The sequence below is a fragment of the Daejeonella sp. H1SJ63 genome (genome assembly GCF_029360775.1).
Lineage (GTDB): Bacteria > Bacteroidota > Bacteroidia > Sphingobacteriales > Sphingobacteriaceae > Daejeonella.
The window spans coordinates 1-25,289 of sequence record NZ_JARKMZ010000020.1 but is presented as its reverse complement, the minus strand read 5'-3'; the positions used below and the strand labels follow the sequence as shown (position 1 = coordinate 25,289).

The 25,289-nt window shown below is 40.0% G+C and carries 25 protein-coding genes; 14 read left to right on the top strand and 11 right to left on the bottom strand.

Going from position 1 to position 25,289, the window contains the following annotated elements; all coding sequences use genetic code 11:
- Positions 1–54 precede the first annotated feature (54 nt).
- Positions 55–696 carry a carbonic anhydrase family protein gene (locus P2W72_RS06080; protein WP_276360086.1) on the bottom strand — a complete coding sequence of 214 codons (642 nt, stop codon included), beginning with the start codon at positions 694–696 and terminating at the stop codon, positions 55–57.
- Positions 697–894: 198 nt separating this feature from the next.
- Between P2W72_RS06080 and P2W72_RS06075 the strand changes: the two genes are divergently transcribed.
- On the top strand, positions 895–1,569 hold the full coding sequence (locus P2W72_RS06075; protein WP_276360084.1) for a TetR/AcrR family transcriptional regulator: 675 nt from the start codon (positions 895–897) through the stop codon (positions 1,567–1,569).
- 4 nt (positions 1,570–1,573) lie between these two features.
- On the opposite strand, the gene P2W72_RS06070 is transcribed toward P2W72_RS06075, so the two are convergent.
- Positions 1,574–2,539: a nitrilase family protein gene (locus P2W72_RS06070; RefSeq protein WP_276360082.1), complete on the bottom strand. Its 966-nt coding sequence runs from the start codon at positions 2,537–2,539 to the stop codon at positions 1,574–1,576.
- A 133-nt stretch (positions 2,540–2,672) separates the two neighbouring features.
- Between P2W72_RS06070 and P2W72_RS06065 the strand changes: the two genes are divergently transcribed.
- Positions 2,673–3,686, top strand: coding sequence for a dipeptide epimerase (locus P2W72_RS06065; protein WP_276360080.1), 1,014 nt, complete (start codon positions 2,673–2,675; stop codon positions 3,684–3,686).
- Between the two features lie 24 nt (positions 3,687–3,710).
- Here the strand turns inward: P2W72_RS06065 and P2W72_RS06060 are convergent, their stop codons facing one another.
- Positions 3,711–3,905: a DUF6358 family protein gene (locus P2W72_RS06060; protein ID WP_276360078.1), complete on the bottom strand. Its 195-nt coding sequence runs from the start codon at positions 3,903–3,905 to the stop codon at positions 3,711–3,713.
- 6 nt (positions 3,906–3,911) lie between these two features.
- Positions 3,912–4,229, bottom strand: a complete 318-nt coding sequence (locus P2W72_RS06055; RefSeq protein WP_276360076.1) for a rhodanese-like domain-containing protein — start codon at positions 4,227–4,229, stop codon at positions 3,912–3,914.
- A gap of 140 nt (positions 4,230–4,369) precedes the next feature.
- On the opposite strand from P2W72_RS06055, the gene P2W72_RS06050 reads away from it, so the two are divergent.
- The gene (locus P2W72_RS06050; protein WP_276360073.1) at positions 4,370–5,488 is read left to right on the top strand and encodes a DUF4407 domain-containing protein; all 1,119 of its coding nucleotides are present in this window, start codon (positions 4,370–4,372) and stop codon (positions 5,486–5,488) included.
- Between the two features lie 62 nt (positions 5,489–5,550).
- Positions 5,551–6,852 carry a M20/M25/M40 family metallo-hydrolase gene (locus P2W72_RS06045; RefSeq protein WP_276360070.1) on the top strand — a complete coding sequence of 434 codons (1,302 nt, stop codon included), beginning with the start codon at positions 5,551–5,553 and terminating at the stop codon, positions 6,850–6,852.
- On the opposite strand, the gene P2W72_RS06040 is transcribed toward P2W72_RS06045, so the two are convergent.
- From P2W72_RS06040 to P2W72_RS06025, 4 genes are all read right to left on the bottom strand, one after another.
- Positions 6,849–7,337 (bottom strand): GNAT family N-acetyltransferase, encoded by a 489-nt coding sequence (locus tag P2W72_RS06040; RefSeq protein WP_276360068.1) that lies wholly within the window; start codon positions 7,335–7,337, stop codon positions 6,849–6,851. The genes P2W72_RS06045 and P2W72_RS06040 overlap by 4 nt on opposite strands.
- 1 nt (position 7,338) lies before the next feature.
- Positions 7,339–7,905, bottom strand: coding sequence for a thiamine pyrophosphokinase (locus P2W72_RS06035; RefSeq protein ID WP_276360066.1), 567 nt, complete (start codon positions 7,903–7,905; stop codon positions 7,339–7,341).
- 36 nt (positions 7,906–7,941) lie between these two features.
- Entirely contained in the window at positions 7,942–8,577 is a 636-nt protein-coding gene (locus tag P2W72_RS06030; protein WP_276360063.1) for a thiamine phosphate synthase, read from the bottom strand.
- Positions 8,578–8,640: 63 nt separating this feature from the next.
- Complete coding sequence (locus P2W72_RS06025; RefSeq protein ID WP_346429769.1) at positions 8,641–11,007, bottom strand: TonB-dependent receptor; 2,367 nt, start codon at positions 11,005–11,007, stop codon at positions 8,641–8,643.
- An 832-nt stretch (positions 11,008–11,839) separates the two neighbouring features.
- Here P2W72_RS06025 and aspS point away from each other — a divergent pair.
- The 4 genes from aspS (at position 11,840) to P2W72_RS06005 (ending at position 16,782) form a co-directional block, all read left to right on the top strand.
- Complete coding sequence (aspS, locus tag P2W72_RS06020; protein WP_276360061.1) at positions 11,840–13,585, top strand: aspartate--tRNA ligase; 1,746 nt, start codon at positions 11,840–11,842, stop codon at positions 13,583–13,585.
- Between the two features lie 88 nt (positions 13,586–13,673).
- A complete protein-coding gene (locus tag P2W72_RS06015) occupies positions 13,674–14,690 on the top strand; it encodes a N(4)-(beta-N-acetylglucosaminyl)-L-asparaginase (protein WP_276360059.1) in 1,017 nt (338 codons plus the stop codon).
- Position 14,691: 1 nt separating this feature from the next.
- Entirely contained in the window at positions 14,692–15,420 is a 729-nt protein-coding gene (locus P2W72_RS06010; protein ID WP_276360057.1) for a copper homeostasis protein CutC, read from the top strand.
- Between the two features lie 54 nt (positions 15,421–15,474).
- Positions 15,475–16,782 (top strand): amidohydrolase, encoded by a 1,308-nt coding sequence (locus tag P2W72_RS06005; protein ID WP_276360055.1) that lies wholly within the window; start codon positions 15,475–15,477, stop codon positions 16,780–16,782.
- A 42-nt stretch (positions 16,783–16,824) separates the two neighbouring features.
- On the opposite strand, the gene P2W72_RS06000 is transcribed toward P2W72_RS06005, so the two are convergent.
- Together P2W72_RS06000 and mutY are read right to left on the bottom strand one after the other, a co-directional pair.
- Entirely contained in the window at positions 16,825–17,277 is a 453-nt protein-coding gene (locus P2W72_RS06000; protein ID WP_276360053.1) for a single-stranded DNA-binding protein, read from the bottom strand.
- 19 nt (positions 17,278–17,296) lie between these two features.
- Positions 17,297–18,355: an A/G-specific adenine glycosylase gene (gene mutY / locus P2W72_RS05995; RefSeq protein ID WP_276360051.1), complete on the bottom strand. Its 1,059-nt coding sequence runs from the start codon at positions 18,353–18,355 to the stop codon at positions 17,297–17,299.
- A 170-nt stretch (positions 18,356–18,525) separates the two neighbouring features.
- Here mutY and P2W72_RS05990 point away from each other — a divergent pair, with 170 nt between their 5' ends.
- From P2W72_RS05990 to P2W72_RS05965, 6 genes are all read left to right on the top strand, one after another.
- Positions 18,526–18,810, top strand: coding sequence for an HU family DNA-binding protein (locus tag P2W72_RS05990; protein WP_276360049.1), 285 nt, complete (start codon positions 18,526–18,528; stop codon positions 18,808–18,810).
- 15 nt (positions 18,811–18,825) lie between these two features.
- The gene (locus P2W72_RS05985) at positions 18,826–19,671 is read left to right on the top strand and encodes a tetratricopeptide repeat protein (RefSeq protein WP_276360047.1); all 846 of its coding nucleotides are present in this window, start codon (positions 18,826–18,828) and stop codon (positions 19,669–19,671) included.
- Between the two features lie 28 nt (positions 19,672–19,699).
- Complete coding sequence (locus P2W72_RS05980) at positions 19,700–19,789, top strand: hypothetical protein (RefSeq protein ID WP_008506795.1); 90 nt, start codon at positions 19,700–19,702, stop codon at positions 19,787–19,789.
- Between the two features lie 163 nt (positions 19,790–19,952).
- A complete protein-coding gene (locus tag P2W72_RS05975; protein ID WP_276360045.1) occupies positions 19,953–21,503 on the top strand; it encodes an Rne/Rng family ribonuclease in 1,551 nt (516 codons plus the stop codon).
- 129 nt (positions 21,504–21,632) lie between these two features.
- Positions 21,633–23,039, top strand: coding sequence for a DNA repair protein RadA (gene radA, locus P2W72_RS05970; RefSeq protein ID WP_276360043.1), 1,407 nt, complete (start codon positions 21,633–21,635; stop codon positions 23,037–23,039).
- Positions 23,040–23,089: 50 nt separating this feature from the next.
- The gene (locus P2W72_RS05965; RefSeq protein ID WP_276360041.1) at positions 23,090–23,578 is read left to right on the top strand and encodes a DUF4920 domain-containing protein; all 489 of its coding nucleotides are present in this window, start codon (positions 23,090–23,092) and stop codon (positions 23,576–23,578) included.
- A gap of 56 nt (positions 23,579–23,634) precedes the next feature.
- On the opposite strand, the gene P2W72_RS05960 is transcribed toward P2W72_RS05965, so the two are convergent.
- The gene (locus tag P2W72_RS05960; RefSeq protein ID WP_276360038.1) at positions 23,635–25,089 is read right to left on the bottom strand and encodes an arabinose isomerase; all 1,455 of its coding nucleotides are present in this window, start codon (positions 25,087–25,089) and stop codon (positions 23,635–23,637) included.
- Positions 25,090–25,289 lie beyond the last annotated feature (200 nt).

Sequence of the window (25,289 nt, the reverse complement as noted above, 5' to 3'; positions counted from 1 at the left end):
CCGATTCTAAGGAATATCAAGGGTGTCGGCTAAGCCTCAGCAACCACCCCCGAATTATTTAATGATCATAGCATCATCATAAAATTTAACAATACCGGTAGTAATATCATGAGTTCCGCCAACAATACCAATCTGTCCGGATTCAATCATTTCCTTAAGTATCGGACTTCTTTCCATTATAGCCTTTACCGTACGTTTCACATTAATTACCGATACCTTTTCAACAAAATCAGCATTGGATGAATTTCGATCTGATTTAACAGTGGCTTCATCATCAACAGCCGGCCTGATTTTAGTTAATAATGAGGTTAGATTTCCCATTTCTACATGGTCGCAGGCACCCTTCACCGCCCCGCATTTAGTATGTCCCAATACAACAATGATTTTTGATCCGGCAATTTTACATCCGAATTCCATGCTTCCCAGAATGTCTTCGTTCAGAATATTTCCGGCAATCCGAACGCTGAATATATCTCCAAGTCCCTGGTCAAAAATCAGTTCAGCAGAAGTTCTTGAATCGATGCAGCTCAGAATAACTGCGAAAGGATGCTGTCCGTCTGAAGTCTCGTTGGCCTGCTGCAGCAAATTCCGGTTTATTTTAAGATTGTTTACAAACCGCTTATTTCCTTCTGTTAAGAGATCTAAAGCTAAGGCCGGAGAAATAGCATCCTGTAATTCTTTAGTTAATGTTTTCATCTTTCTTAATTTATAATTTGTGGGTCTGTAAAATTGATTGTTTCTACTTGAATTCCTGTTTAGTTTGATAATACGAAGATAGTTTTATCATATCAAATGATAGTATTACTATCTAATTTAATTGTAAAACTTTTATTTAACTTTACAAACCTGAAATAACAGAAGGCAATTTGTATTTATGGTTCAATAATCAGATTTATGGAATTACAGCTTCAGATAAAGATGAATGAGAAATTGTTTGTTCGTAATCCTGAACAAACAGAACTCGGCAGAAAGATTATTCAATTCAGTATTCAACTGATTTATGAAAATGGCTTTGAAGCATTTACATTTAAGAAGCTGGCAGAAGTGATTGGCTCAACAGAGGCCGGTATTTACAGGTATTTTGAAAATAAACATCGTTTGCTGATCTATCTTACTGCATGGTACTGGAGCTGGCTTGAGTTCAGGGTTACCTTTCATCTGAATAATATTTCTGATCCCTCAATTAAGTTAAAGAAGCTTATTCAGCTGCTTGCCGCAAATGTTATTGATGATGACAGTACAATCTATGTTAATGAAAGTATTTTGCATCAGATAATTATTGCTGAAGGTTCAAAAGCATATCTGACCAAACATGTATCGGATGATAACAAGGACAGGTTATTCAAACCCTATAAAGATCTTTGTTCCTTAATTGCAGGAATTATACTTGAATATAATCCGCATTATACGCACCCACGCTCACTTGCAAGTACAATAATTGAAATGGCACATTTGCAGGTGTTTTTTATGAATCATTTACCTTCTCTTACAGATTTTGGCGAGAGCAGGGACGAACAGTTAGTTGTGGAATATCTTGAGGATCTGGTTTTTTGCAGTATCCGTAAATAACTGGTTAACTATTTTTTTTATTTCCCTGATTAAGCCAGGCCACATTCAGCTCAGACTGATGCTGCTGCCCGATAATCTCTCTATAAAGTTCAGGCCTTCTGGCTTTGGTATAACGGTAACCACCTGCCTGTTTCAATTTTTCAGGTATGAGCGTTGTACTTACAAATGAATCGTCAAACGATCTGCATTCTTCCAGAATATCCCCGAAAGGATCAATAATCATTGAACAACCATTTTTAAGCTGGTCATCGTCCATGCCAATTGGATTGGAAAAAACTGCATAAATACCATTATCGTAGGCTCTTGAAGGAAGCCATTTCATGAGCCAATCCCTTCCTTTCATTCCATCAAATTCGAGACGCAGGGAGGTAGGATCATTCTCGCGATTTTTCCACAAAGCAGGATCCACAAAGCCGGCTCCTGGACGGGTTGAAGGGGTGCACATAGTTACATGAGGCATAAAAATGACATCCGCACCGAGGAGCACCGTCGCTCTTACGTTTTCAATTACATTATTATCATAGCAGATCAGAATTCCGCATTTCCAGCCGTTCAGATCAAAAACAGTGTAAGAATTGCCGGCCTTTATATGGGAATTGATAAAGGGGTGCAGTTTTCTGTGTCGGGCAATCAGGCCATTTTTATCAACACATACATAAGCTTTATAGATATTTTCATCCAAATCTTTTTCAAAAAGCCCGGCTAAGATGCTTATGTTATGTTTAGCTGCGATCTGTATCAGCTGTCTGATGCTGGGGCCATCAGGAATATATTCAGCCAGATCAAGCATTTGTTCTTTTGAAAGATTTCTTGCGAAGGTGTAACCTGTAATGGAACACTCATGAAATGCTATGACTTTTGAACCCTCTGCAGCAGCTTTGGCAGCCAGATTATCGATAACAGATAAATTATACTCCTTATCGCCGCTTTTATTTTCAAACTGCGCTGTTGATATTTTTAGTTTTTCCATATTATACTGTTCGCAAAATCAAGCCATAAATTTAACCATTAGATGCTCTGTTATATAAATTTGCAGACATTTATTCAATTGTTTGGCTTCCGGAATTATTTATTTCGTTATTTCGTATCTCAAATCCACTCAAATGAAGATCAGTTATAAACCCTTTGAACTTAATTTAAGACATCCCTTTACCATTGCTAAATTTTCGCGTACCTCAACTCCGATCATGTTAATGGAGATTAGCCATGAAGGGTTTACGGGTTATGGGGAAGCTTCAATGGTGCCTTATATGGGTGAGAATATTGATACAGCTACAGCTTTCATGAAAAAAGTTGATCTTTCATGGCTGAAAACGCCATTCAATTTTGATGAGCTTGTAGAATATCTGGATAGTATTGCGCCGGGTAACCCGAATATTAAAGCGGCAATAGATATTGCGCTTCATGATCTCCGTGGTAAAATTGAACAGAAAGCCTGCTATAAATATTTTGGATCTGATCCGGATAAAATGCCGCCAACTTCTTATACTCTTGGAATTGATACACCTGAAGTACTTTTACAGAAAATAAGGGAGGGCGAAGATTGCCATATTATTAAGGTTAAACTTGGCCGGGACAATGATAAGGAGCTGATCAATACGATCCGTTCAGTTACTGATAAACCTTTGTATGTGGATGCTAATCAGGGCTGGAATGATAAACAGGAAGGTTTGGATATGGTTTTCTGGTTACATGAACAGGGAGTAGTTCTGATAGAGCAGCCAATGGCAAAAGATGATGTAGACTCTAACGCATGGATAACAGAAAGAAGTCCGATTGCCATAGTTGGAGATGAGTCAGTTCAGCGTTATGCTGATGTTGAAAAGGCTAAAGGGGTTTATCATGGTATCAATATGAAACTGATGAAGAGTGCTGGTATGCATGAAGGATACCGGATGATCATGAAAGCCAAAGAGCTGGGCCTGAAAACATTAATCGGCTGTATGAGTGAAACCAGCTGCGGAACGCTTGCAGCAGCGGCATTGGCGCCACTATGTGACTGGGCAGATCTCGACGGACCATTCCTTACCAGTAATAATCCTTACCGGGATCCTGAGTTCAGGGATGGGAAATGGGTACTTTCTGAAACTCCGGGTCTGGGCCTTATTAAGCCCTGAACTCTTTGAAAGCTTAGAAAGGGATTATCCCTGTTTATTTTTTGTCAGTTCCTTCACACTTTTTACCAGTCTGATCTTCAGATAGATCATCATGGCTAAGGGTGGCAGTCCTGCAAAAATATACAGGTAATATCCATTTTTGTATGACCAGGCTAAACTCATGACAAGCACGATAATGGCCAGGTTCAGTAAAATATTAAATAAGACCTTCTTAATCATCTGGCATTAATAAACCTTCATTCCAGGCTCAAATTCTGCTGCCCAGGCAAGAATACCACCTTTTAAATTGTAAAGATTGGTATAACCAAACTGCTGCTCAAGCTGGTTTAGTGCTGCTGCACTTCTGGCACCGCTGCGGCATTGCATGATTACAGGTTTGTCTCTGCTGATCTTATCTGCCTCCAGTACAACTCCTGCCAATGGAATGTTTAGTCCGTTGATATTTGACATTTCGTATTCAAACGGTTCACGAACATCAATAATCTGAAAATCTTCTTTATTGTCGATCTTTTGTTTTAGCTCCTGTACGGTTATCTCTTTCATGATTTTAATATATTATGTAAAGGTACGCTTTTCCTTAAATAATAGTAAAGTTCTGAAATATGTGAAACATCAGCCTGAACTGTAACATGTCGGATATACGGGCGTTTAATACATAGTTAAATCTCTGTAATCTATTTTAGATGAAGCATCTGAGTGATTTTTTTTGGTTCTGTTCGGGAGCACATACCGGTACTTTAAAGAAATACCCCACAGAACATAATAAATACGTGGGTATAGGTGCTACCATTTTCTTCACTGCATTGTTTGCTGCTTTATCGGGTGGATATGCCATGTATTTTGTCTTTTCAGGCACCGGGGCAGCAGTTTGGTTTGCCATAGCATTTGGTCTAATATGGGGATTGGCCATTTTTAACATGGACCGGTATATTGTTTCCGGGATCAGCAAAAGCGGATCGGGGCTTAAGCAATTTATACAGGCTACTCCAAGGATTGTTCTTGCAGTATTGATTGGTATCGTAATATCCAGACCTCTGGAACTGAAGATATTTGATAAGGAGATCCGTCAGCAGTTAAAAACCACTTACCTGAAAGATCAGCGGGCAAAGATCGATACGCTCAAGAATACATTTGAACTGAAATATTCGGCTGAAATGCAGAAAACTGCGGATCTTAAAAAGGAAAAGGATTCGCTTGAGAAAGATATAAACCGTTCAAGATTTATTCTTAACCAGGAAGTATTTGGTGATAAAACTAACCAGACTTCGGGTATTACCGGATATGGAACTTACGCCAAACAAAAGGAGAGTGTACTCTCGAAAAAGGAGCAAAGACTGGAAACAGTCCGGCAGGAAATGGCTGCTCTGGATACTTTTTTTATAAATCGTAAACTGCATGAAGGCTTACTTGATCAGAAAATGTATAGTGCCGGACAACTCGATAGTCTTGCAAATATGGCCGGATTTGCTGACAGGAATCGTGCATTAGGGCAGTTGACTATTAAAGAAGACGGAACAAGAGACATTGATAACTGGCTGGCCGTATCATTCATCGCTTTTTTATTTATTCTTTTCGAATGTCTGCCGGTTTTAGTGAAGCTGATGAGTAATAAAGGGCCTTACGATGTAGCCTTGCAGAATAGGGATGATACTGCTATTTATCAATCGGGGAAAACCAGAGAAAAGGACTATTCAGTAATTGATGGAGTTCATGAAACCAGGGTCAGCAGAAGTCTGGAGCAGCAAAAACAAATTCTTTCAGAAAACCCTTCTCCCGACTCAGAAAAATACGACTGGGATTAATTAAATGTATTTGAATTTTTAACTTCGCCTCTGCCACTAACCAATCTTAAGATCAGAAACAAATGAAAAAAGTCTTAGCCGGATTTATCACCATATTATTCGTTACTGCCGTTTATGCTCAGAAACCCGGGCAGATTATTAAACAAGCAGATGTTGCCCGAATTATAAAGACACTTTCTTCTGATGAAATGGAAGGCAGAGGAACTTTTAACCCGGGTATTGACAGAGCTGCAAAGTTCATAGAAAATGAATTTAAGCAGATTGGCCTTAAGCCACTCGCCGGTGATAATGATTTCAGACAGGACTTTATGGTCAGGAGAATCAAGCCTGAAGCTATTCAGGCTACGATAAACGGAAAAACAATTGATCAGCAAAATGTACTGCTTATTTCAGATCTGCCATCTTCAGATTTTGATCAAAGCTCAGGGAACAAGGTAATACTTATAGCCTCCGGAGATCAGTTCATTCAGAAATACAGGGAAATAACAGCGATGAAATCACCGGTTCTGGTACTGGTTGATAATCAGCATGCTCAGATGTTTAAACGCCTTAAGGATAACAGTAGCCGGGGTCGTATAGTTGAAAAGCAGAATCAAACTGCAGCTGCAGTATTCATTCTTGGCGAATCAGATGCTGCTTCGTATAAGGTCAGTTTCAGCAATAAGATTGAAGAACTTCCCTTGTTTAACGTAGCAGGGATGCTGCCCGGCAGCTCTAAAGCAAAAGAACTGGTTTTAATTTCAGCACATTACGATCATTTAGGTATAGTCGAAGAAGTTGATGGTGATGCCATTGCAAACGGAGCAGATGATGACGCTTCAGGTACTACCGCCGTAATTTCTCTTGCTAAATACTACAAGAAACTGAATAATAATGAAAGGACTCTGATATTTGTTGCATTCACAGCAGAAGAAGTTGGAGGTTTCGGTGCCCGTCATTTCTCTTCGCTCTTAAATCCGGATGATGTTGCTGCAATGTTCAACATCGAGATGATTGGCAAAGAATCGAAGTTCGGCAAAAATGCGGCTTTTATTACCGGATATGAAAGATCTGATTTTGGAGAGATTCTTCAAAAAAACCTGGTCGGAACGGATTTTAAGTTTCACCCTGATCCCTATCCAACCCAGAATCTATTTTACCGCAGTGATAATGCAACACTGGCAGCTCTGGGAGTTCCGGCTCATACCATATCAACTGATCAGATCGATACAGATAAATTCTATCACACGGTGAATGATGAATTTGAAACACTGGAGGTAGCAAATATTCATGCAACAATTAAAGCTATTGCATTGAGTGCAAGAAGTATTGTTGCAGGGAAAGACACTCCGAAAAGAATACCTAAGCTTAATAGCAGGCCTTAAATTGTCTTCCTCATTACATAATCATTCAGAACAAACTGATGGTAGGGTATATCCACAGTCTGGAAGATGCTGAAACCTGATTTCAGGTAGAAATTCTGTGCATTGTTTCCACGGTTTACATTTAATTCAAGAGTATTTCCGCCCAGTTTTTTTGCTGAAGCTGAAATGTAATTGATTAATTCTTTTCCTGTTCCTCTCCCCTGCTCTGAAGGCAACACATATAATTTGTGGATCTTAAAAACCTGTTTATCGGTATCATTTTGTGAAAAGGCGGCGAAACCGGTGGGGATATTCTCCCTTTCGGTGATTATAAACTCAATACCTGATTCCATTTGTTTTTTCAGACTTTCTTCCGAATACATATCCTCAAGCATAAAATTTATCTGCTCATCCGGAATAACATTGGTATAAGTTGACCACCAGGTTTTTTGGGCAAGTTCCATGATAAGTGGGATATCCCGATCTGTTGCTTTTCTTATCGGCATACTAAATAGTTTCTGCTATGAAAATAAAAGGCTGTTCAAATGTGAGGGAATAAAACCCATCTTTTTCTGTTTCAAGAATATGATCTTCAAGCAGGATCAATCCGCTTGTTTGCAGATGATGTACTTCATGTAGAATCTCCACTTTTTCACCTGCCGGCAACCATTTGCTGAAACCTGATCTGACAGGGAATATTTTTTTATTGCCTATAAACACTACAATATTGATCTCATCAACAAAAAGAGCATAATCTTTAAGCACGAAGGTATTGATGATTACATTTACTGCAGGGTATTGTTCTCCGACCAGAAATTTAAAAGCATCTTCCAGCGGATCGGTGTCTGTGATGATCAGACGTGTGTTTTCCTGTGTCCTGAAATGCGAATTACTTGTAACAACGGCATCAATTTTAAAGGCCATTGAATCGGTTTCTTCATAAATATCTTCATGAACAATCACCGTCGGACTCCATTCCAGAATCTGACCCAGATTCTCATCCTCAAAGCCATCAAGGCTCATGATCAGTAATGCCGGTTCCTGCTTTTCGCGAACGATATGATGTGAAGACATACCTCAAAAATAGGAAAGGCTTTTAATAGTAGAGCCTTAATAGATCTTTTTATAAAAATCTTTAATGGCTTCAGCAGGGTTTTCTGCCAGATTTATGGCTGATGAAACAGCGATTCCATAAATTCCGCTTTGCATTAATGCTTCTGTATCCTCTGATTTTACTCCTCCAATTGCAAGAATCGGCAGGCCAATGTTTAGAGCTTTCATTTTAGTACTGATCTCCCTGTATCCTTCGGTTTCCAGTAACGGGAGATCGTTGGGTTTGGTATCGGTATGGGCAAATGGACCACATCCGGCATAATCTACCACACCTGATTTTGAGATCCTTTCTATGTTTGCTATGGTATTTGCAGAAGCACCAAGTGTTTTTTCATCGCTGATGATCTTCCGGATCTGCACAAAATCAGCTTGCATGTCTTCAATATGAACACCCTGAGCATCAACTTTATCCAGCAAATGATAATGATCGGTCAGAATAAGCGTCGCACCCCAGTCATCACAGATTGAAGCCACCTGATGCAGCTCCTGAATCATTTCCTCATCCGGTTTTGAAAAACAACGGTATTGTACCCAGTTTGCCCCTGCTTTACAGGCAATTTCTGTTTGTTCAATATGACTGCGATGAGGCAGATCCTGAGTCAGGTAATGAAATCTGGAGATATACTTTTTCATATCGTTTATTTAAGGCTGACAGGGTTCAATCCCGGATCAAGTCCGGGACTGTCAGCCTTATGATTAAAATTTCAAACTAAGTGAAAGTAAAAAATTACGTGGTGCCTGCGGGTAATAATAGTTTTCGGTTGTAAATGTACCACCATATAGATAACTGAATGTATACCCGTTGGCTTCATACAGCTCTGAGAAAATATTATTAAACAGAAGGGTCACACCAATATTCTTTACTCCTTTAATCGATGTATTGTACCTGAGACGCAGATCATTTACAAAGAATGCATCGAGCATACGTTCCGAATTGGAAGTATTATCCAGATACTGATCGCTCACGTATTTGCTGATGAGGGCAATCTCAGTTTTTTTGAATGGCAGAAAGCTGAGTTCTGATGATCCGACAAACTTTGGTGAGAATGCAAGATCCGTATTTGTGTAATTATTGACGATCTGGCCACCATTGTCATAATCATCCACATATTCTGTGAAATTTTTGATTTTATTTTTACTGATTGCTGCGGTAAATGCCCATGATAACTGATTGTTAATCTGTAATTTACTATCAATCTCAAGTCCGAGTCGATTACTCTTGTCTACATTCTGACGGATATATTCACCCACATCATTCACTTTTCCGGTTAGAACCAGCTGATCTTTGTAAAACATGGCATAGCCATTCAAACCCGCAGTAAATCTGCCTCTTCTGAGACGGTAGCCGGCTTCAATATCCGTCAGGTTTTCTGATGAAGGGCGGTTTGCAGGATTTGAATTGATATAATCGTCGCGGTTTGGTTCTTTGTTTGCAACTGCGGCCGAAGCATACAGACTGCTACCCTGTTCAAGATCATAACTGAATCCAATTTTCGGATTGAAAAAATTCAGCTTGTCTGACTGATTCAGATCCATTCTGTTTTTATCGGTTCCGCTTATTTTATAGTCAATACTTCTCAATTGCAGGTCAGCGAAAAGATTTAATTTACCAATTCCATACTCAGCTTTAGCATAAGTATTAAAATCTGTTTTAAAACCATTTCCATTATAGTAACGCGGTAAACTGTTGCCGATAGGAATAAACTGGCCTCTGATTACTTCTCCGAAATGATCGCCATCGTATTCATTGTATGCTCCACCTAATGTGAAGTTAAATGCCTTTGAAGGAGTGTAGTTAAGGGAATAAGTCATACCATAAAAATCGTTATCCAGCCAGCGCCGTCTCACCAGATCGCTTCTGCTGATACTTATCCCACCTGAAGTATATGGCGCTATTCCGTAATTAGAAAGATTCTGGTCTTCTTTAAATTCCTCATAATACCCTCTACCATGAGTATAATGCAGAGCAGCGTTTGCAGAAAAAGCAGAAGAGAAAGTGTGCGAATACAAGAGCTGATAGTGATCCTGAATATAATTATCTGTCTGGTCGTCGTAGGTAAAACCGTTAAATGTGCGGTTTGTTTTCAGCAGATTTTCAGGTACGCCATTCCATGCCTGGTAAGTTTTTTCTGAACCTGAAAATACATTGGCACGGAGTAAATCTTTCTTGCCGTACCATGCCGCACTCATGAAATAAGATTTTAGCATTGAGGATGCACGGTCCATGTATCCATCAGATTGTATTCTTGACAAACGGCCGTCTAAGCTGAATTTATTCGCAATCAATCCGGTTCCTATGTTAATAGTATTCTTAGCGGTCTGGTATGAACCGATGGTATTATTAAGTTCTGCATAGGCCGAGTCGTTCCGGGTAGTGGTTTGGATGTTTAAACTTCCCCCGAATGCTCCTGCACCGTTAGTAGAGGAACCTACTCCCCTCTGTATCTGAATATTATCAACCGATGATGCAAAATCAGGCAGATTTACCCAATAGGTTCCCTGACTTTCGGGATCATTGTAGGGAATGCCGTTAATTGTAACATTTAGTCGGGTTGGATCACTTCCGCGGATGCGGATACCCGTATAACCTACACCATTTCCTGCATCTGAGCTTACAACAACTGATGGACTTTGATTCAGAAGAAAAGGCAGATCCTGCCCAAGATTATTCTTTTCCAGATCCTCTTTACTGATATTGCTGTATGTGCTTGCTGAATTTTCAGATGCGCGGGTGGACCTGACTAAAACTTCATCGGCCGGTAAGCTGTTTGTAATAAGCTCCAGATCAAGAGTGATGTTTCCGTTCAGGTTGATATGGTGCTGAACAGAAAGATAACCCAGATAAGTTACCCTGATCAGATAATTACCTGCTTTCAAATTTTTTATAGAATAATTCCCCGAAGCATCAGTCCGGGTAGAAGAAAATGAATTTTCCAGGTTAACAGAGGCTCCTGCCAATGCTGATCCTGTACTTTTGTCCGAGATTTTTCCAGTAATGGAAAACTGAGCCGATACCATAAAAGGCATCAGTATCACCGCAGCAATGAATAATAGCTTTTTCAATTTAAATGTTTAATTCGTTAAAGACCCTGCATAATGGGGTAATATGCAGCCAATTAACTTGTGCCTCCCTACGCCGGCATTATCCGGATCAGGTGCTCTCAGAAGTTTGGGTTTTGAGCATTGATTATTAAGTATTCGCGAAACTTATAACCTAAAAACTTATAACTTACAACTCCATCGATGGGTATATTCTCAGCCTGTTTTTGTGTTTGATATCGCAAACAAGGCACCCCTGTTGATGCAACAAAGATATAGAAAAATTAAACAATTTGAATTAAACAATATTCTCTGGCTAAAGTCTCATGATGAATGAATAAACATAATTTGTTCCGCAGGTTACTAATAAATCTATCTGTTCAGCTCAATAAATGATTATCTCTAAGTCATGTAAGACTTTACTTGTTATTCTTTGTTCTATATATGTAATTCGTATCTGGCACGTATTTTAGTCGTCTGTAATTGTCATAACTACGACCAATATACGACTAACAGACGACCAATAGACGTCCAAAAAGCTCATAGAGTATACAGGTCTTACAAGCTTGATCCCTCCGGGATATGATATTTAATTTGAACGGGATATTGAAAAGGCAAGAAGTTTTCAGATGCGATTCAATGAAATTTATGAGTGTGCTAAGATGGAGGTTTCGATACCTGCAATAATCTCGTACCTGCGATGATCTGGTTAAGATTTTATGTTTTTCTCAAATATTTTAGAAAAAACATCCTGAAATCCATACCTGCAACGATAATTTTAATTGATTTTACAAAAATTCAATAAATTACTTATCGTTTTTCTAAAAACTGTACTTTTGCGGATTAGAACAAAATTATGCTAAGAACACATACTTGCGGCGAATTAACCATAGCTGATTTGAATAAGGAAGTAACTCTAACCGGATGGGTGCAGAAATCGCGCGATCTGGGAGGAATGACTTTTATTGACATGCGCGACCGTTACGGTATCACACAGTTAACATTCAATTCTGATGATAATGCTGAAATGAGAGCACAGGCACGTGAACTGGGAAGAGAGTTTGTGATAAAAGTTAGCGGAAGGGTTATTGAGCGTTCCAATAAAAATCAGAAAATGCCTACCGGAGAGATTGAGATCAAGGTTTCGAAACTTGAACTGCTCAATGCCGCAAAATTGCCTCCTTTCCTGATTGAAGACGAAACCGATGGTGGTGATGATCTGCGTATGAAGTATCGCTATCTTGATCTTCGTCGTAATCCGGTTAGAAGTAATCTGGTTCTTCGCCATAAAATGGCGCAGGAAGTGAGGCGTTATCTTGACGGATTAGATTTTATTGAGGTCGAAACCCCTGTTCTGATTAAGTCAACTCCTGAAGGTGCACGCGATTTCGTTGTTCCAAGTCGTATGAATCCGGGCGAATTTTATGCTTTACCACAGTCACCTCAAACCTTTAAGCAATTGCTTATGGTTTCAGGTTTCGACAGATACTTCCAGATCGTAAAATGTTTCCGTGATGAGGATCTTCGTGCCGACAGACAGCCGGAGTTTACTCAGATTGACTGTGAAATGGCTTTTATTGAGCAGGAAGATATTTTAAATGTTTTTGAAGGCTTGATCCGTACTTTATTCAAAAACATAAAAGGTATTGATCTGGCTGAAGTTCCAAGAATGCAGTATGCTGATGCAATGCGTTTATATGGTTCTGATAAACCGGACACCCGTTTCGACATGAAGTTCGTTGAGCTTAATGATATTGTAAAGGGGAAAGATTTTCCTGTTTTTGATAATGCAGAGCTGGTTGTTGGTATAAATGCAAAAGGTTGTGCAGAATACACCAGAAAGCAGATTGATGAATTGACCGATTTTATAAAACGTCCGCAGATTGGTGCTACCGGACTGATCTATTTGCGTCATGGTGCTGATGGCAGCTTAAAATCTTCTGTAGATAAATTCTACAGTGAAGATGAACTGAAGAAATGGTCTGCAGCATTTAATTCTGAGCCTGGCGATTTGATTCTGATAATGGCAGGTCAAACAGACAAAGTACGCAAGCAGTTAAATGAACTTCGTCTGGAAATGGGTAACCGTCTTGGCTTACGCAATAAAGATACATTTGCTCCACTTTGGGTACTCGATTTTCCTCTCCTGGAGTGGGACGAAGAAAGTGGCAGGTACCATGCAATGCACCACCCGTTTACTTCACCTAAACCCGAAGATATTGCCATGCTTGATACCAATCCGGGACAGGTAAGGGCAAATGCCTATGATATGGTTGTCAATGGTACAGAAATTGGCGGGGGCTCTATTCGTATCCACGACAGAGAATTACAGTCGCTGATGTTCAAACACCTTGGATTTAGTGTTGAAGAAGCACAGAAACAATTCGGATTCTTGCTGGATGCGTTTGAATATGGTGCTCCTCCCCATGGTGGTATCGCCTTTGGATTCGACAGGTTGGTTTCAATTTTCGCCGGGCTGGATTCAATTCGCGATGTGATTGCTTTCCCTAAGAATAATTCAGGAAGAGATGTAATGATCGATTCACCTTCAACAATTGCTGATGAGCAGTTAAAAGAGTTGAGGATCAATACCACAATCTAAGGTTAATAGTCCTTAAAAGATCCTCTTAATTTCACGATTAAGGGGATTTTTTGTTTTAGCTTGTCTGTCTTAAATACTACCTTTAATTATGATCAATCGACGTAAATTCATAGCCGCCACCTCACTTGCCGGCGCTTCAGTACTCAGCGGAAGCAAAGTTATGGCCGAATTTCCGGGTACCCCAATTAAAAATTCTCCAATTGTAATTTCAACCTGGGATTTTGGAATTGCCGCAAATGCAGCAGCATGGCAGGTATTAAAAGATAAGGGCAGGGCATTGGATGCGGTAGAAAAAGGAGTTCATGTTCCTGAAGCTGATCCAAATAATCAATCAGTAGGTTATGGCGGATTGCCTGACCGTGATGGGCGTGTAACTGTTGATGCCTGCATCATGGATGATTTCGGCAATTGTGGAAGCGTTGCAGCTTTAGAGCATATTCTGCATCCCATTTCTGTTGCCAGAAGGGTAATGGAAAAAACCCCGCATGTCATGCTGGTAGGTGCAGGAGCATTGCAGTTTGCTCTTGATCAGGGTTTTAAAAAAGAAAATCTGCTGACTCCCGAATCAGAAAAAGCCTGGAAAGAATGGCTTAAAACTGCAAAATATAATCCCGAGATAAATGTTGAGAACAGACTTTTCAGTCCGGCAAAACTACCCGGGAATCAATATAATCACGATACCATTGGAATGATTGCCCTTGATGCTGCAGGAAACCTTTCAGGAGCCTGCACAACGAGTGGTATGGCTTATAAAATGCATGGGCGTGTTGGCGATTCGCCGATCATTGGAGCCGGACTTTACATTGATAATGAAGTTGGAGGGGCTACTTCAACGGGTGTAGGCGAAGAGGTAATCCGTAATGTAGGAAGCTTTCTGGTTGTTGAACTGATGCGTCAGGGTTATTCTCCGGAGGAAGCTTGTAAAGAGGCGGTGATGCGAATCATCAGAAAAAAACCTGATACGGCAAAGCAGATCCAGGTTGGTTTTCTGGCACTGAATAAAAAGGGGCAGTATGGTGGTTTTGCTATTCAGAAAGGATTCAGTTTTGCTGTTTGCGATCAAAATGACCAGAAACAGCTGGTAAAATCCCCGAGCTATTATTAGGATGCCAAATTATACTCTTGAAATCTGTGCAGGAACATTAAATTCAGCTCTGATTGCACAAGCCAATGGTGCAGATAGGGTGGAACTTTGTGATAATCTTGCTGAAGGTGGGACAACTCCCTCTGCAGGCATGATTTCTCAATGTAAGAAGCTGCTTCATATTCCTTTTTTCCCGATTATCAGACCACGTGGTGGTGATTTCGTCTATTCTCAGGACGAGTTTGAGGTGATGAAGGAAGATGTAATCTTGTGTCGTAAACTGAAATGTGATGGAGTTGTTATCGGAATGCTCAAAAGGGACGGAAGTATTGATACAGAAAGATGTTCAGAGTTGATTTCGCTTGCCGGATCAATGCAGATAACTTTTCATCGGGCTTTTGACCGCTGTAAAGATATGGAAGTTGGCCTGGAAGATATTATTCAGCTGGGCTGCCGCCGTATTCTGACTTCGGGAGGGAAAGTACATGCAATTGATGCATTGGATAAGCTAAAATCGCTTGTTGAACAGGCAGGTTCAAGGATCAGTATTATGCCCGGATCCGGGATTACCAATTTTAATTTAAATGAAATTCTCAGGGAAACAGGTGCGCATGAATTTCATACAACAGCAAAGACGCATTTAGCTGCAATTCCTGATTCCATTTATCCGAACGGTATGGATCCCTGTGCTTACTATGAAACCGATCCCGAAAATGTCAGGCTACTTAAAGAGGTTCTTCAGGGGGCCTGATGAGCACTTGAATTTCCTATTCTTTTCATTACTTTTAGTCTCTAATCATTTATTATGAACAAATTATTTTTTGCAGGCTTATTTCTGTTTTCTGTACCTGCATTCTCACAAACTGTAGCTGTTAAATCAAAACTGAATACTGCAGCCGATAAAATTGAAGCAAAGGTTATAGAATGGCGCCGTGATTTTCATGCGCATCCTGAATTGGGTAATAATGAAGTCAGAACCGCCGGAATTATTGCTAAACATTTGGAAAGCTTAGGCATTGAAGTGAAGACCGGTGTTGCCAGAACAGGTGTAGTAGGATTATTAAAAGGAGGCAAACCCGGACCAGTTGTTGCATTGAGGGCAGATATGGATGGCCTGCCTGTGACAGAGAGAAATGCTCTTCCTTTTGCTTCAAAGGTTAGGACACAATACAATGGTCAGGAAGTAGGTGTTATGCATGCCTGTGGCCACGATTCGCATGTTGCCATACTCATGGGTGTTGCAGAGGTTCTGGCGGGAATGAAAGCTGACCTGAAGGGCAGTGTGAAATTTATATTTCAGCCGGCTGAAGAGGGTTCTGCTCCGGGAGTTGAAGGAGGTGCTGAATTAATGGTTAAGGAAGGAGTACTCGAAAACCCTAAAGTTGATGTGGCTTTCGGCCTGCATATCTGGGCTCAGACCGAAGCCGGAAAGATTACTTACCGTCCGGGTGGAATGATGGCCGGAGTAAATGATATGCAGATTATTGTGAAAGGAAGACAGGCACATGGAGCTGCTCCTTGGGCATCGGTTGATCCGATCGTGATCTCTGCGCAGATCATCAATAATTTACAGACTATTGTGAGCCGTAATCTGAATATTACTGAAAATGCAGGTGTGGTTACCATTGGATCCCTGCATGCGGGTGTACGTTCCAACATTATTCCTGAGCAGGCTGAAATGCTGGGTACAATCAGGGCTCTAAGCGTTGAGGATGAAAAGCTGCTGATCAGCAGAATTAAAACCATAGCAACTAAAACTGCAGAGGCAGGTGGTGCTACCGTAGAAATAAAAATTCCATACAGCAATCATTATCCTGTAACTTTTAACGACCCTGCACTGACTGAAAAAATGCTTCCAAGTTTAGCAAAAGTTGCCGGTGCCGGGAATGTTAAACTGATACCGCCAATTACCGGTGCAGAAGATTTTTCATTCTTTCAGGAAAAGGTACCGGGTTTATTTTTCTTCCTCGGAGGAATGCCGAAAGGAATGGATCCCAAATTAGCTCCTTCACATCATACACCTGATTTTATGATCGATGAAAGTTCATTTAAACTTGGAGTTAAGGCCTTGTCAGGATTGACGCTGGACTATATGGAGATGAAATCCAAATAATTAATTCAAACAAAAAACCCGGCATGTACCGGGTTTTTTGTTTTAGAACGGAAGATCATCATCTGCCGCAGTATCTTTGTCATAGTTCATTGGCAAATCCTCTTTAGCTATTCCATTTTCAGGTTTTGACTGATGTGAACCTTCGCCATTTTCATTTTCGAAATCACTCTTTCGGCCAAGCATCGTAAAGTTTTCGGCCACAACTTCTGTAGTATATTTTTTATGCCCTTCTTTATCTTCAAATGAGCGTGTTCTGAGTTTCCCCTCAATATACACCAGTTTCCCTTTTTGGAGATATTTGGAGGCGATATCGGCTAAACCCCGCCACATGACGATATTATGCCATTCGGTTTGTTCAATTTTCCGACCATCTTTATTGTAAGACTCTGATGTAGCTAAAGGGAAACTGGCAACAGTAACCCCTCCATCAAGGTGCCGGACTTCAGGATCCTTGCCTAAATGTCCAACTAAAATGACTTTGTTAATTCCCGACATAGTGCTGATTTGACATAATTCATTTAGTTAATCTAAGGAAATTTTCGAAGAATTGGAAAATTAGTTTTGGCTGTGCAAATTTTTCCAGATCGTCGGGATTTACATAAAACCATGATTTTATTGAAGTAAAATCTTCACTGAAATTATCGATTTGTATAAACCGGGTATGCAGTCTCTGATGACTTAAAATATGTTTTACCGGTGCAGAAACTGAACATATTTTCGAATTCTTCCCAAAACAGTTTATGAAATGCTTTGATCTGAGTAATTCTTCCGGAGCTGTAGGTTCATTAGTCTCAAACAGAGGTAGATCATGAAGATTCTCCCAGATATCACCTGATAATCGTTTGTTAATTAGTATCTGATCATTTTTGATTGCAATGAAATAATTGAAATAACGGTCTCTGACTTTTAATGTTTTGATTTTTACCGGTAGCTCATTGATTTTTGCGGTCTTTCTGGCAACACAACCCAACTGTAGCGGGCAAATTGAGCAATCCGGACTTTTGGGTTTACATTGAAGTGAGCCAAACTCCATAATAGCCTGATTAAATTCGCCGGCCCGGTCTTTATCCATCAGTTCATTCGCCAGTTCGGTGAATAATTTTTTGCCTTTTCCGGAATTGATGGGTGTTTCAATACCAAAATATCTGGAAAGAAGTCTGAATACATTTCCGTCTACGACAGCCCTTGGTTCATTTGCTGCAAATGATGCTATAGCAGCGGCGGTATATTCACCAATCCCCTTTAGCCGGATCAGTGAATCATAGTCAGATGGAAAATATCCGGCATAGTCTTCCATAACCATGCGGGCAGTATAGTGCATATTCCTTCCTCTGGAATAATAGCCTAATCCCTGCCAGAGTTTCAGTATCTCATCTTCCCCTGCTGAAGCAAAATCTTTTACAGTAGGAAAATTTTCTGCAAAGCGGTTAAAATAAGGTGTACCCTGTTCTACACGGGTTTGCTGCATGATAATTTCTGATAACCATATGATGTAAGGATCTGATGTTTTTCTCCATGGAAGATCCCGTTTATGGGATTTGTACCAATCAATTATTAGTCCGGCAAAATTCATTTAGATCTTTAATATATGCGTATTTATGGATGCAAAAGTATCTTACTATTTGTTTTATAGTTACTTGGTTTAAAAAAAAGCAAATTTATTTCCCCAATTCAATTAAAACCAATACTTTTGCAACCCCAAATAAGTTAAGTATTTAGAGTCAAAAATTAAAGAAAATAGATATGACCAAGGCAGAAATCATTACAGAGATCTCTAATAAAACCGGAATTGAGAAGGTAGATGTACAGGAAGCAGTTGAAGCATTTTTCAAAGTTGTAAAAAATTCAATGGTAAATGGTGAAAACGTTTACGTTAGAGGTTTTGGCAGCTTTGTAGTGAAGAAGAGAGCGAAGAAAACAGCAAGAAATATTTCAAAAAATACGGCTATCATTATTCCTGAGCATTTTGTTCCAAGTTTTAAGCCTGCCAAGGTTTTTGTTGAAAAGGTAAAAACCGGTAATAAATAATATAAAATCTCCCGAATGTTGAACAGAAAGCAAATTGTAGTCATTGGTTCAGTAGTAATACTGATGGGAATACTGCTTTCTTTAGATATCCAGGGTTTGGTTAAGCCTGAAGAAAATGCTTCGGCATCCAGTGCAGTTCCTGCAGCAGCGCCTGTAAAGGCAGTAAGTGTTGAGGAGGTTTCAGAGACGGCAAAGAAAACTTTAAATGCTAGTCTGAAGAAGCAGGTTTCTGATCTGGAGGCAATGCTTAAAAGTGCGTCGGAAGGTGAAAAGCTAAATATTCAAAAGCAACTTGCTCAGCAATGGGATGATGTTAATCAGCCCACTCCTGCAGCGTTTTACTATGAATTAATTGCTGAGAAAGAGCCTGATTTTGATTCATGGTTAAAAGCAGGTGATAAATTTACGGATGCTTATCAGCAAAGTATGGATACTATTGTTCAACCGGCATTGGTTCAAAAGGCTATCAGCTCTTATCAAAAAGCTGATAAGATTAAACCAAATACTCCGGAAGTTAAAACCGGATTGGGTATTGCCTACGTAACAGGAACACCGAATCCAATGCAGGGAATTACTTTATTGCTTGACGTAGTAAAGCAGGACCCGAAAAACTTAAAGGCTAACCTGAATCTGGGCTTGTTTTCGATGAAATCAGGTCAGTTTGATAAGGCTGTTGAGCGTTTTAAAACAGTAATTGCAATAGCACCCAGTGCTGAGGCATGGTTCTATCTGGCGTCCAGCTATGAGAACATGGACATGAAAACTGAAGCTATTGCAGCCTATTTGAAAACAAAAGAGATTGCGGCTGACCCAAATATGAGTCAGTTTGTTGATCGAAAAGTGACTGAATTAAGTAATTAGATTATAAAACATTTTAAAAAACAACATTATGCCAAGCGGTAAAAAAAGAAAAAGACATAAAATGGCTACTCACAAGCGTAAAAAGCGCTTAAGAAAAAACAGACATAAGAAAAAATAGTCTTATACGGATTTGATCCTCCGGATCAGGTTTCTTAAAAGACTTATAAAATAATTTAACCTCCCGCAGTTTTGCGTTGGAGGTTAAATTTATTTCTTTGTTTTTATTTTTCTCTTGTTTTAAACGTATACCGGTTACCCAACCGGTGTCTTAAATTTAGCCATTGGTAAAAGAATTAATTATCAATTCATCCCCCAGCGGGGTTACTATTGCTTTACTGCAAGACAAGCAACTCGTAGAATTAAACACAGAGCAGGTCAGCAACAATTATGCTGTTGGCGATATTTATCTCGGTAAGATTAAGAAGATCATGCCCGGGCTGAATGCTGCCTTTGTTGATGTGGGCTATGAAAAAGATGCTTTTCTGCATTATCTTGACCTTGGGCCTCAGGTTCAATCCCTGTTAAAGCTTACCAAGATTGTAAAAAGTGGCAGTTACAAAGATAAACTGCTCAATAGTTTCAGGCTGGAAACGGATATTAACAAAACCGGTAAGATCTCAGAGATTCTGAACCGGAATATGTTGCTTCCTGTACAGATCGCTAAAGAGCCGATCTCAACAAAAGGTCCGCGTTTAAGCTCAGATATTTCTATTGCAGGCCGCTTTGCTGTGCTTGTTCCTTTTTCGGATGTTATTTCTATATCCAAAAAAATTAAGAGTAATACAGAGCGTAACCGGCTTAAGAAAATAGTAGAAAGCATCAAACCGAAAAACTTTGGTGTGATCATCCGTACAGTTTCTGAAGGTAAGGGTGTTGCAGAGTTACAGAAGGATCTTCTCGACCTGATCGATAAATGGGAAAAATTCACAACCCGTTTACCGCTTACAGAGCCGTCAAAAAAGATTTTAGGTGAAATGGGACGTACTTCAACTATCCTCAGGGATATTTTGAATACCGATTTCACAAACATACATATCGGAGATCCTGCTTTATATGAGGAGATCAGATCCTATGTTCATGAGATCTCGCCTGAAATGGAGAAGATTGTAAAGCTTTACAGAGGCAAAGAACCAATCTTTGAACATTTTGGTATTGAAAAGCAGATTAAAGCTGCTTTCGGACGTACAGTAAACCTTCCGGGTGGTGCTTACCTTGTTATTGAACATACAGAAGCTCTTCATGTTATTGATGTAAATAGTGGTAACCGTACAGCCAATACTGAAAATCAGGAGCAAAATGCGCTGATGATCAATATGGAAGCTGCAAAGGAGATCGCCAGGCAGCTGCGTCTGCGTGATATGGGTGGTATCGTGGTTATCGATTTCATCGATATGCACAAACCTCAGAACCGTAAAGAACTTTTTGATCATCTTAAGGATCTGATGTTGCTTGATCGTGCGAAACACACCATTTTGCCTCCAAGTAAATTCGGACTTGTTCAGCTTACCCGTCAGCGTGTAAGGCCTGAGATGAATATCATAACCAATGAGAAATGCCCGGCCTGTAATGGTACAGGAGAAATAAAGGCCAGTATCATTTTAATGGATGATATCGAAAGTAATCTGAATTACATTCTTAACGAGCAGAATGAGCGCAGCATCACTTTATGTGTTCATCCGTATATTGAAGCCTATATTAAAAAGGGGCTGATATCCATTCAATGGAAATGGTTCTTTAAATTCAGTAAGTGGATCAAGGTTAAGGCGGTTCCGTCCTACTACCTTACAGAATTCCACTTTCTAAATTCAAAGGAAGAAGAAATTAAGCTGTAAAGCTCTTATCAAAATAAGAAATGTGCAAATGATACTAACCCGTTTGCACATTTTTTATTTACGAATATCCTGTTTTGTATTTGATAGCTATCTTTTCGATAAATTAGCAATCTCTAAATCTAAAAAACAATGGCAAAAACACGTTCCGCTTATTTCTGTCAGAGTTGCGGATACGAATCTGCCAAATGGCTTGGTAAATGCCCCTCATGTAATCAATGGAACACATTTGTAGAAGAAATTATTGAGAAGGGAAATCAGTCGGTTCCCGACTGGAAAGCTGCTTCTGCAAGTACTCAGCGTGCCAATAAACCTTCAGCAATTCATGAAATAGTTTACAGTGAAGAGCATCGGCTGATTACTCCTGATAAGGAACTAAACCGTGTTCTTGGGGGGGGTATTGTCAGTGGTTCTATTATTCTGATCGGTGGTGAACCAGGGATTGGTAAATCTACACTGATGCTGCAGGTGGCATTAAATCTTCCGGGCCTCAAAGTATTATATGTATCGGGTGAAGAAAGTGAACAGCAGATTAAAATGCGTGCTGAACGTTTGCTTAATGTGCCGGGAAAGAAGACAGATACCTATATTCTTACTGAAACATCTACCCAGAATATCTTCAAGCAGATTGAAATCTTACAACCCGATCTGCTGGTAGTAGATTCCATTCAAACTTTATATTCTGCACATATTGAATCAACTCCCGGCAGTGTATCGCAGGTCAGGGAATGTACAGCTGAACTACTGCGTTTTGCCAAGGAAAGCGGTACTCCGGTATTTCTTATCGGGCACATCACAAAGGATGGAATGATTGCCGGGCCAAAGATTCTGGAACATATGGTCGACACGGTATTGCAGTTTGAGGGCGACAGGCATCATGTCTACCGTATTTTACGTGCTGTGAAGAACCGTTTTGGTTCGGCATCTGAACTTGGTATTTATGAAATGCAGGGCAGCGGATTAAGAGAAGTTTCCAACCCCTCAGAGATATTGCTGTCGCAAAGGGATGAACCTCTGAGCGGAATTACGATTTCTGCTATGATGGAGGGCCTCAGACCGATGTTAATCGAGTCGCAGGCATTGGTGAGCGTTTCGGCATACGGAACCCCTCAGCGTTCTGCAACGGGCTTTGATACGAAGAGGATGAATATGCTCCTTGCCGTGCTGGAGAAGCGTTGCGGATTTAAACTAAGTGCAAAGGATGTCTTTTTGAATATAGCAGGTGGTTTAAGAGTTGAAGACCCTGCAATTGATCTTGGGGTAGTTGTTGCTATTATTTCTTCTCATGAGGATATGCCGGTTGACAGCAAAACCTGCTTTGCCGCAGAGGTTGGTTTATCGGGCGAGATCAGGGCGGTTAACCGTATTGAACAGCGTATTGCCGAAGCAGAAAAATTGGGTTTTGAACGAATATTTATTTCCAAGTACAATTTGCCTGCTGGTAAAGGAATTAAATCTGCACCTGAATGGCAGAGATTTAATATTGAAATTAATACAGTTGCAAAGGTTGAAGAGGTGTTCAATGCTTTATTTGGCTGATATATGGTTAACTAATTTTTGACGAACTTTGAACAATTAACCAATATAAAATGAAAAGAATTGCGCTTTTACTTATTTCAATTGGATTTTTAGCTGCATGCAACAATCAGTCAAAAACTCAAAATGATACACCGGAAATTATAAAAGGTACGGCCATTTATGGTGATTCAGTAAGGAACGATAATATTATTCAGCTGGCTTCACTTCAGTCAGCAATGAATGGAGAGACCAAAAAAAATCTGAAGATTAAAGGACAGGTAAAGGAAGTATGTCAGAGTAAAGGCTGCTGGATGACTATGGATTTGGGAAACGGTGAAACTGTTCGTGTTACTTTTAAAGATTACAAGATATTTGTTCCAAAGGATCTGGGAGGAAGGCAAGTTATACTGGATGGGTTTGCATATCTGGATACCACATCGGTTGAAAGTCTTCAGCATTATGCTAAAGATGCAGGTAAATCTGAAGTTGAGATAGCGGCAATAACCAGTCCTAAAGTACAGCTTGCTTATGAAGCTAAGGGTGTGGTTGTAATGAACTGATTATTTGATTTTAAAGAGAGAGTTCTGAATTTAGAGTTCTCTCTTTAAAAAGATGTTTAGCATACCTTGATAACATCCAGATTTAACAACTGCCCCAGTTTCTCAATTTTTGAGCCGATATGTCCCACGCCAACAGCACAATGATGTGCCGGGCCATGACTGTTCCACATATTTACAAATTTTCTTGCGCCGGGTTCAAACTTGTAACGACTATTTGTATTTCCAATCTGTAGTACTGTACCCGGAACTGATTCGCCTTCAGCCAGCAGCAGCATTAGTCCGCCGCCCTGTTTTTCAACAACTGAAAGTAATGTAACCGGACCATTCTTAACCATCATCTCTACCGAAACACCCTTGCCAACCTTACCATGATAAACATGCAAAGGCCTTACTTTGGTTTTCCCCTCTGCAATGGCAATATGTCCGGGACCATCATGGCCCATTAAAACAACATCATCTTTAAAATCCATGGCATAATACTCAGTAAAGGATCCTCCTGCGCCAAATGAATCCATAATTTTCATCGCCTGAACATTTTTTATTTCATACTCACCTGCCACCGGAATACCATTGGCAGTGAGTAATGAATTTCCCAGAATGATGGAAGCAATAGCCTCTTCATTTTCAGGATTTCCGGTCCCTTTGTAATAATAAGCCATAGAACCCAACTGATGTTTTTCTACCAGTTTATCAAGGGCAACAGATGTGATTGCTGCTTTTTCCATGTCATTTTCAGGGCAATCAGGTTGTACATCGAATGTTTCATAGAATAATTTCAATCTTTCCTGAGTTTCCTGCTCACTTACTTCTTTTCTTAATTTGGCAAGTTCCTCAACCTCCAGCAGTTCAATGTGTCCGCCGAAGCTTGCATATTGCTGAGTAAGGTCAGTATAGATATCGAGCATGCCGCTGTAATAATGGCCCATGCACCCCAGTCGGTTAAAGGCCATGATATTTGCAACTTTTGCTGCTTCCACCCACTCAGTAACTTCGTTCCAGCATTCAGGATCATCATTTAGCATACCTGTAATCTGCTGGAATCTGATACCGACGCGCTTAAAAACATTTGCTATTTCAGGAACCGGGCATGCAGAACAGTAAGAGAGCCATTCGCCTGTCATTTTGGTTCGATCACTCATTGCATTAAACGAGGCATAATCAATTGCAGCTTCAGGTGCCAGGTTTAAAATAATGACAGGAACCTTTGCCCGTTGCACTACAGGTAGTACGGTTGATGACAGGGCATATGTGGTGACATATAAAAAGATCAGATCGACATCTTCTGTTTTAAATAATTTTCCTGCCAGAAAAGCTTTATCAGGACTGTCTACCAGTCCGGCGTTAACCACAGAGGGATGAATGTCGGAAAGCTTTTGCCCTACCGTATTTAAATAGCCTTCCAGACGTTCTTTCAAACCTTCAAACTGAGGCCAGTACGTATCCAGTCCGATGCCGAAAAGGCCAATCTTCAAACTTGATTTATTGACTGCATCATTGTTCAATTTGTTCATGAAATATTTTATTTAAACGTTAATTAAAGATGCAATAGAAAAATCCAATTTCGAATTTTTATTCATTCAATTCAGTATTAACGGGAAAGAAATAAATCCCTTGAAAAGACAAAAGGCCCGCAGATTAATACGAGGGCACTGAAAAAGCCACTCCTTTTGGGAGTACTTTAATGAAACGATCAAGCAGGAATTATCTTACT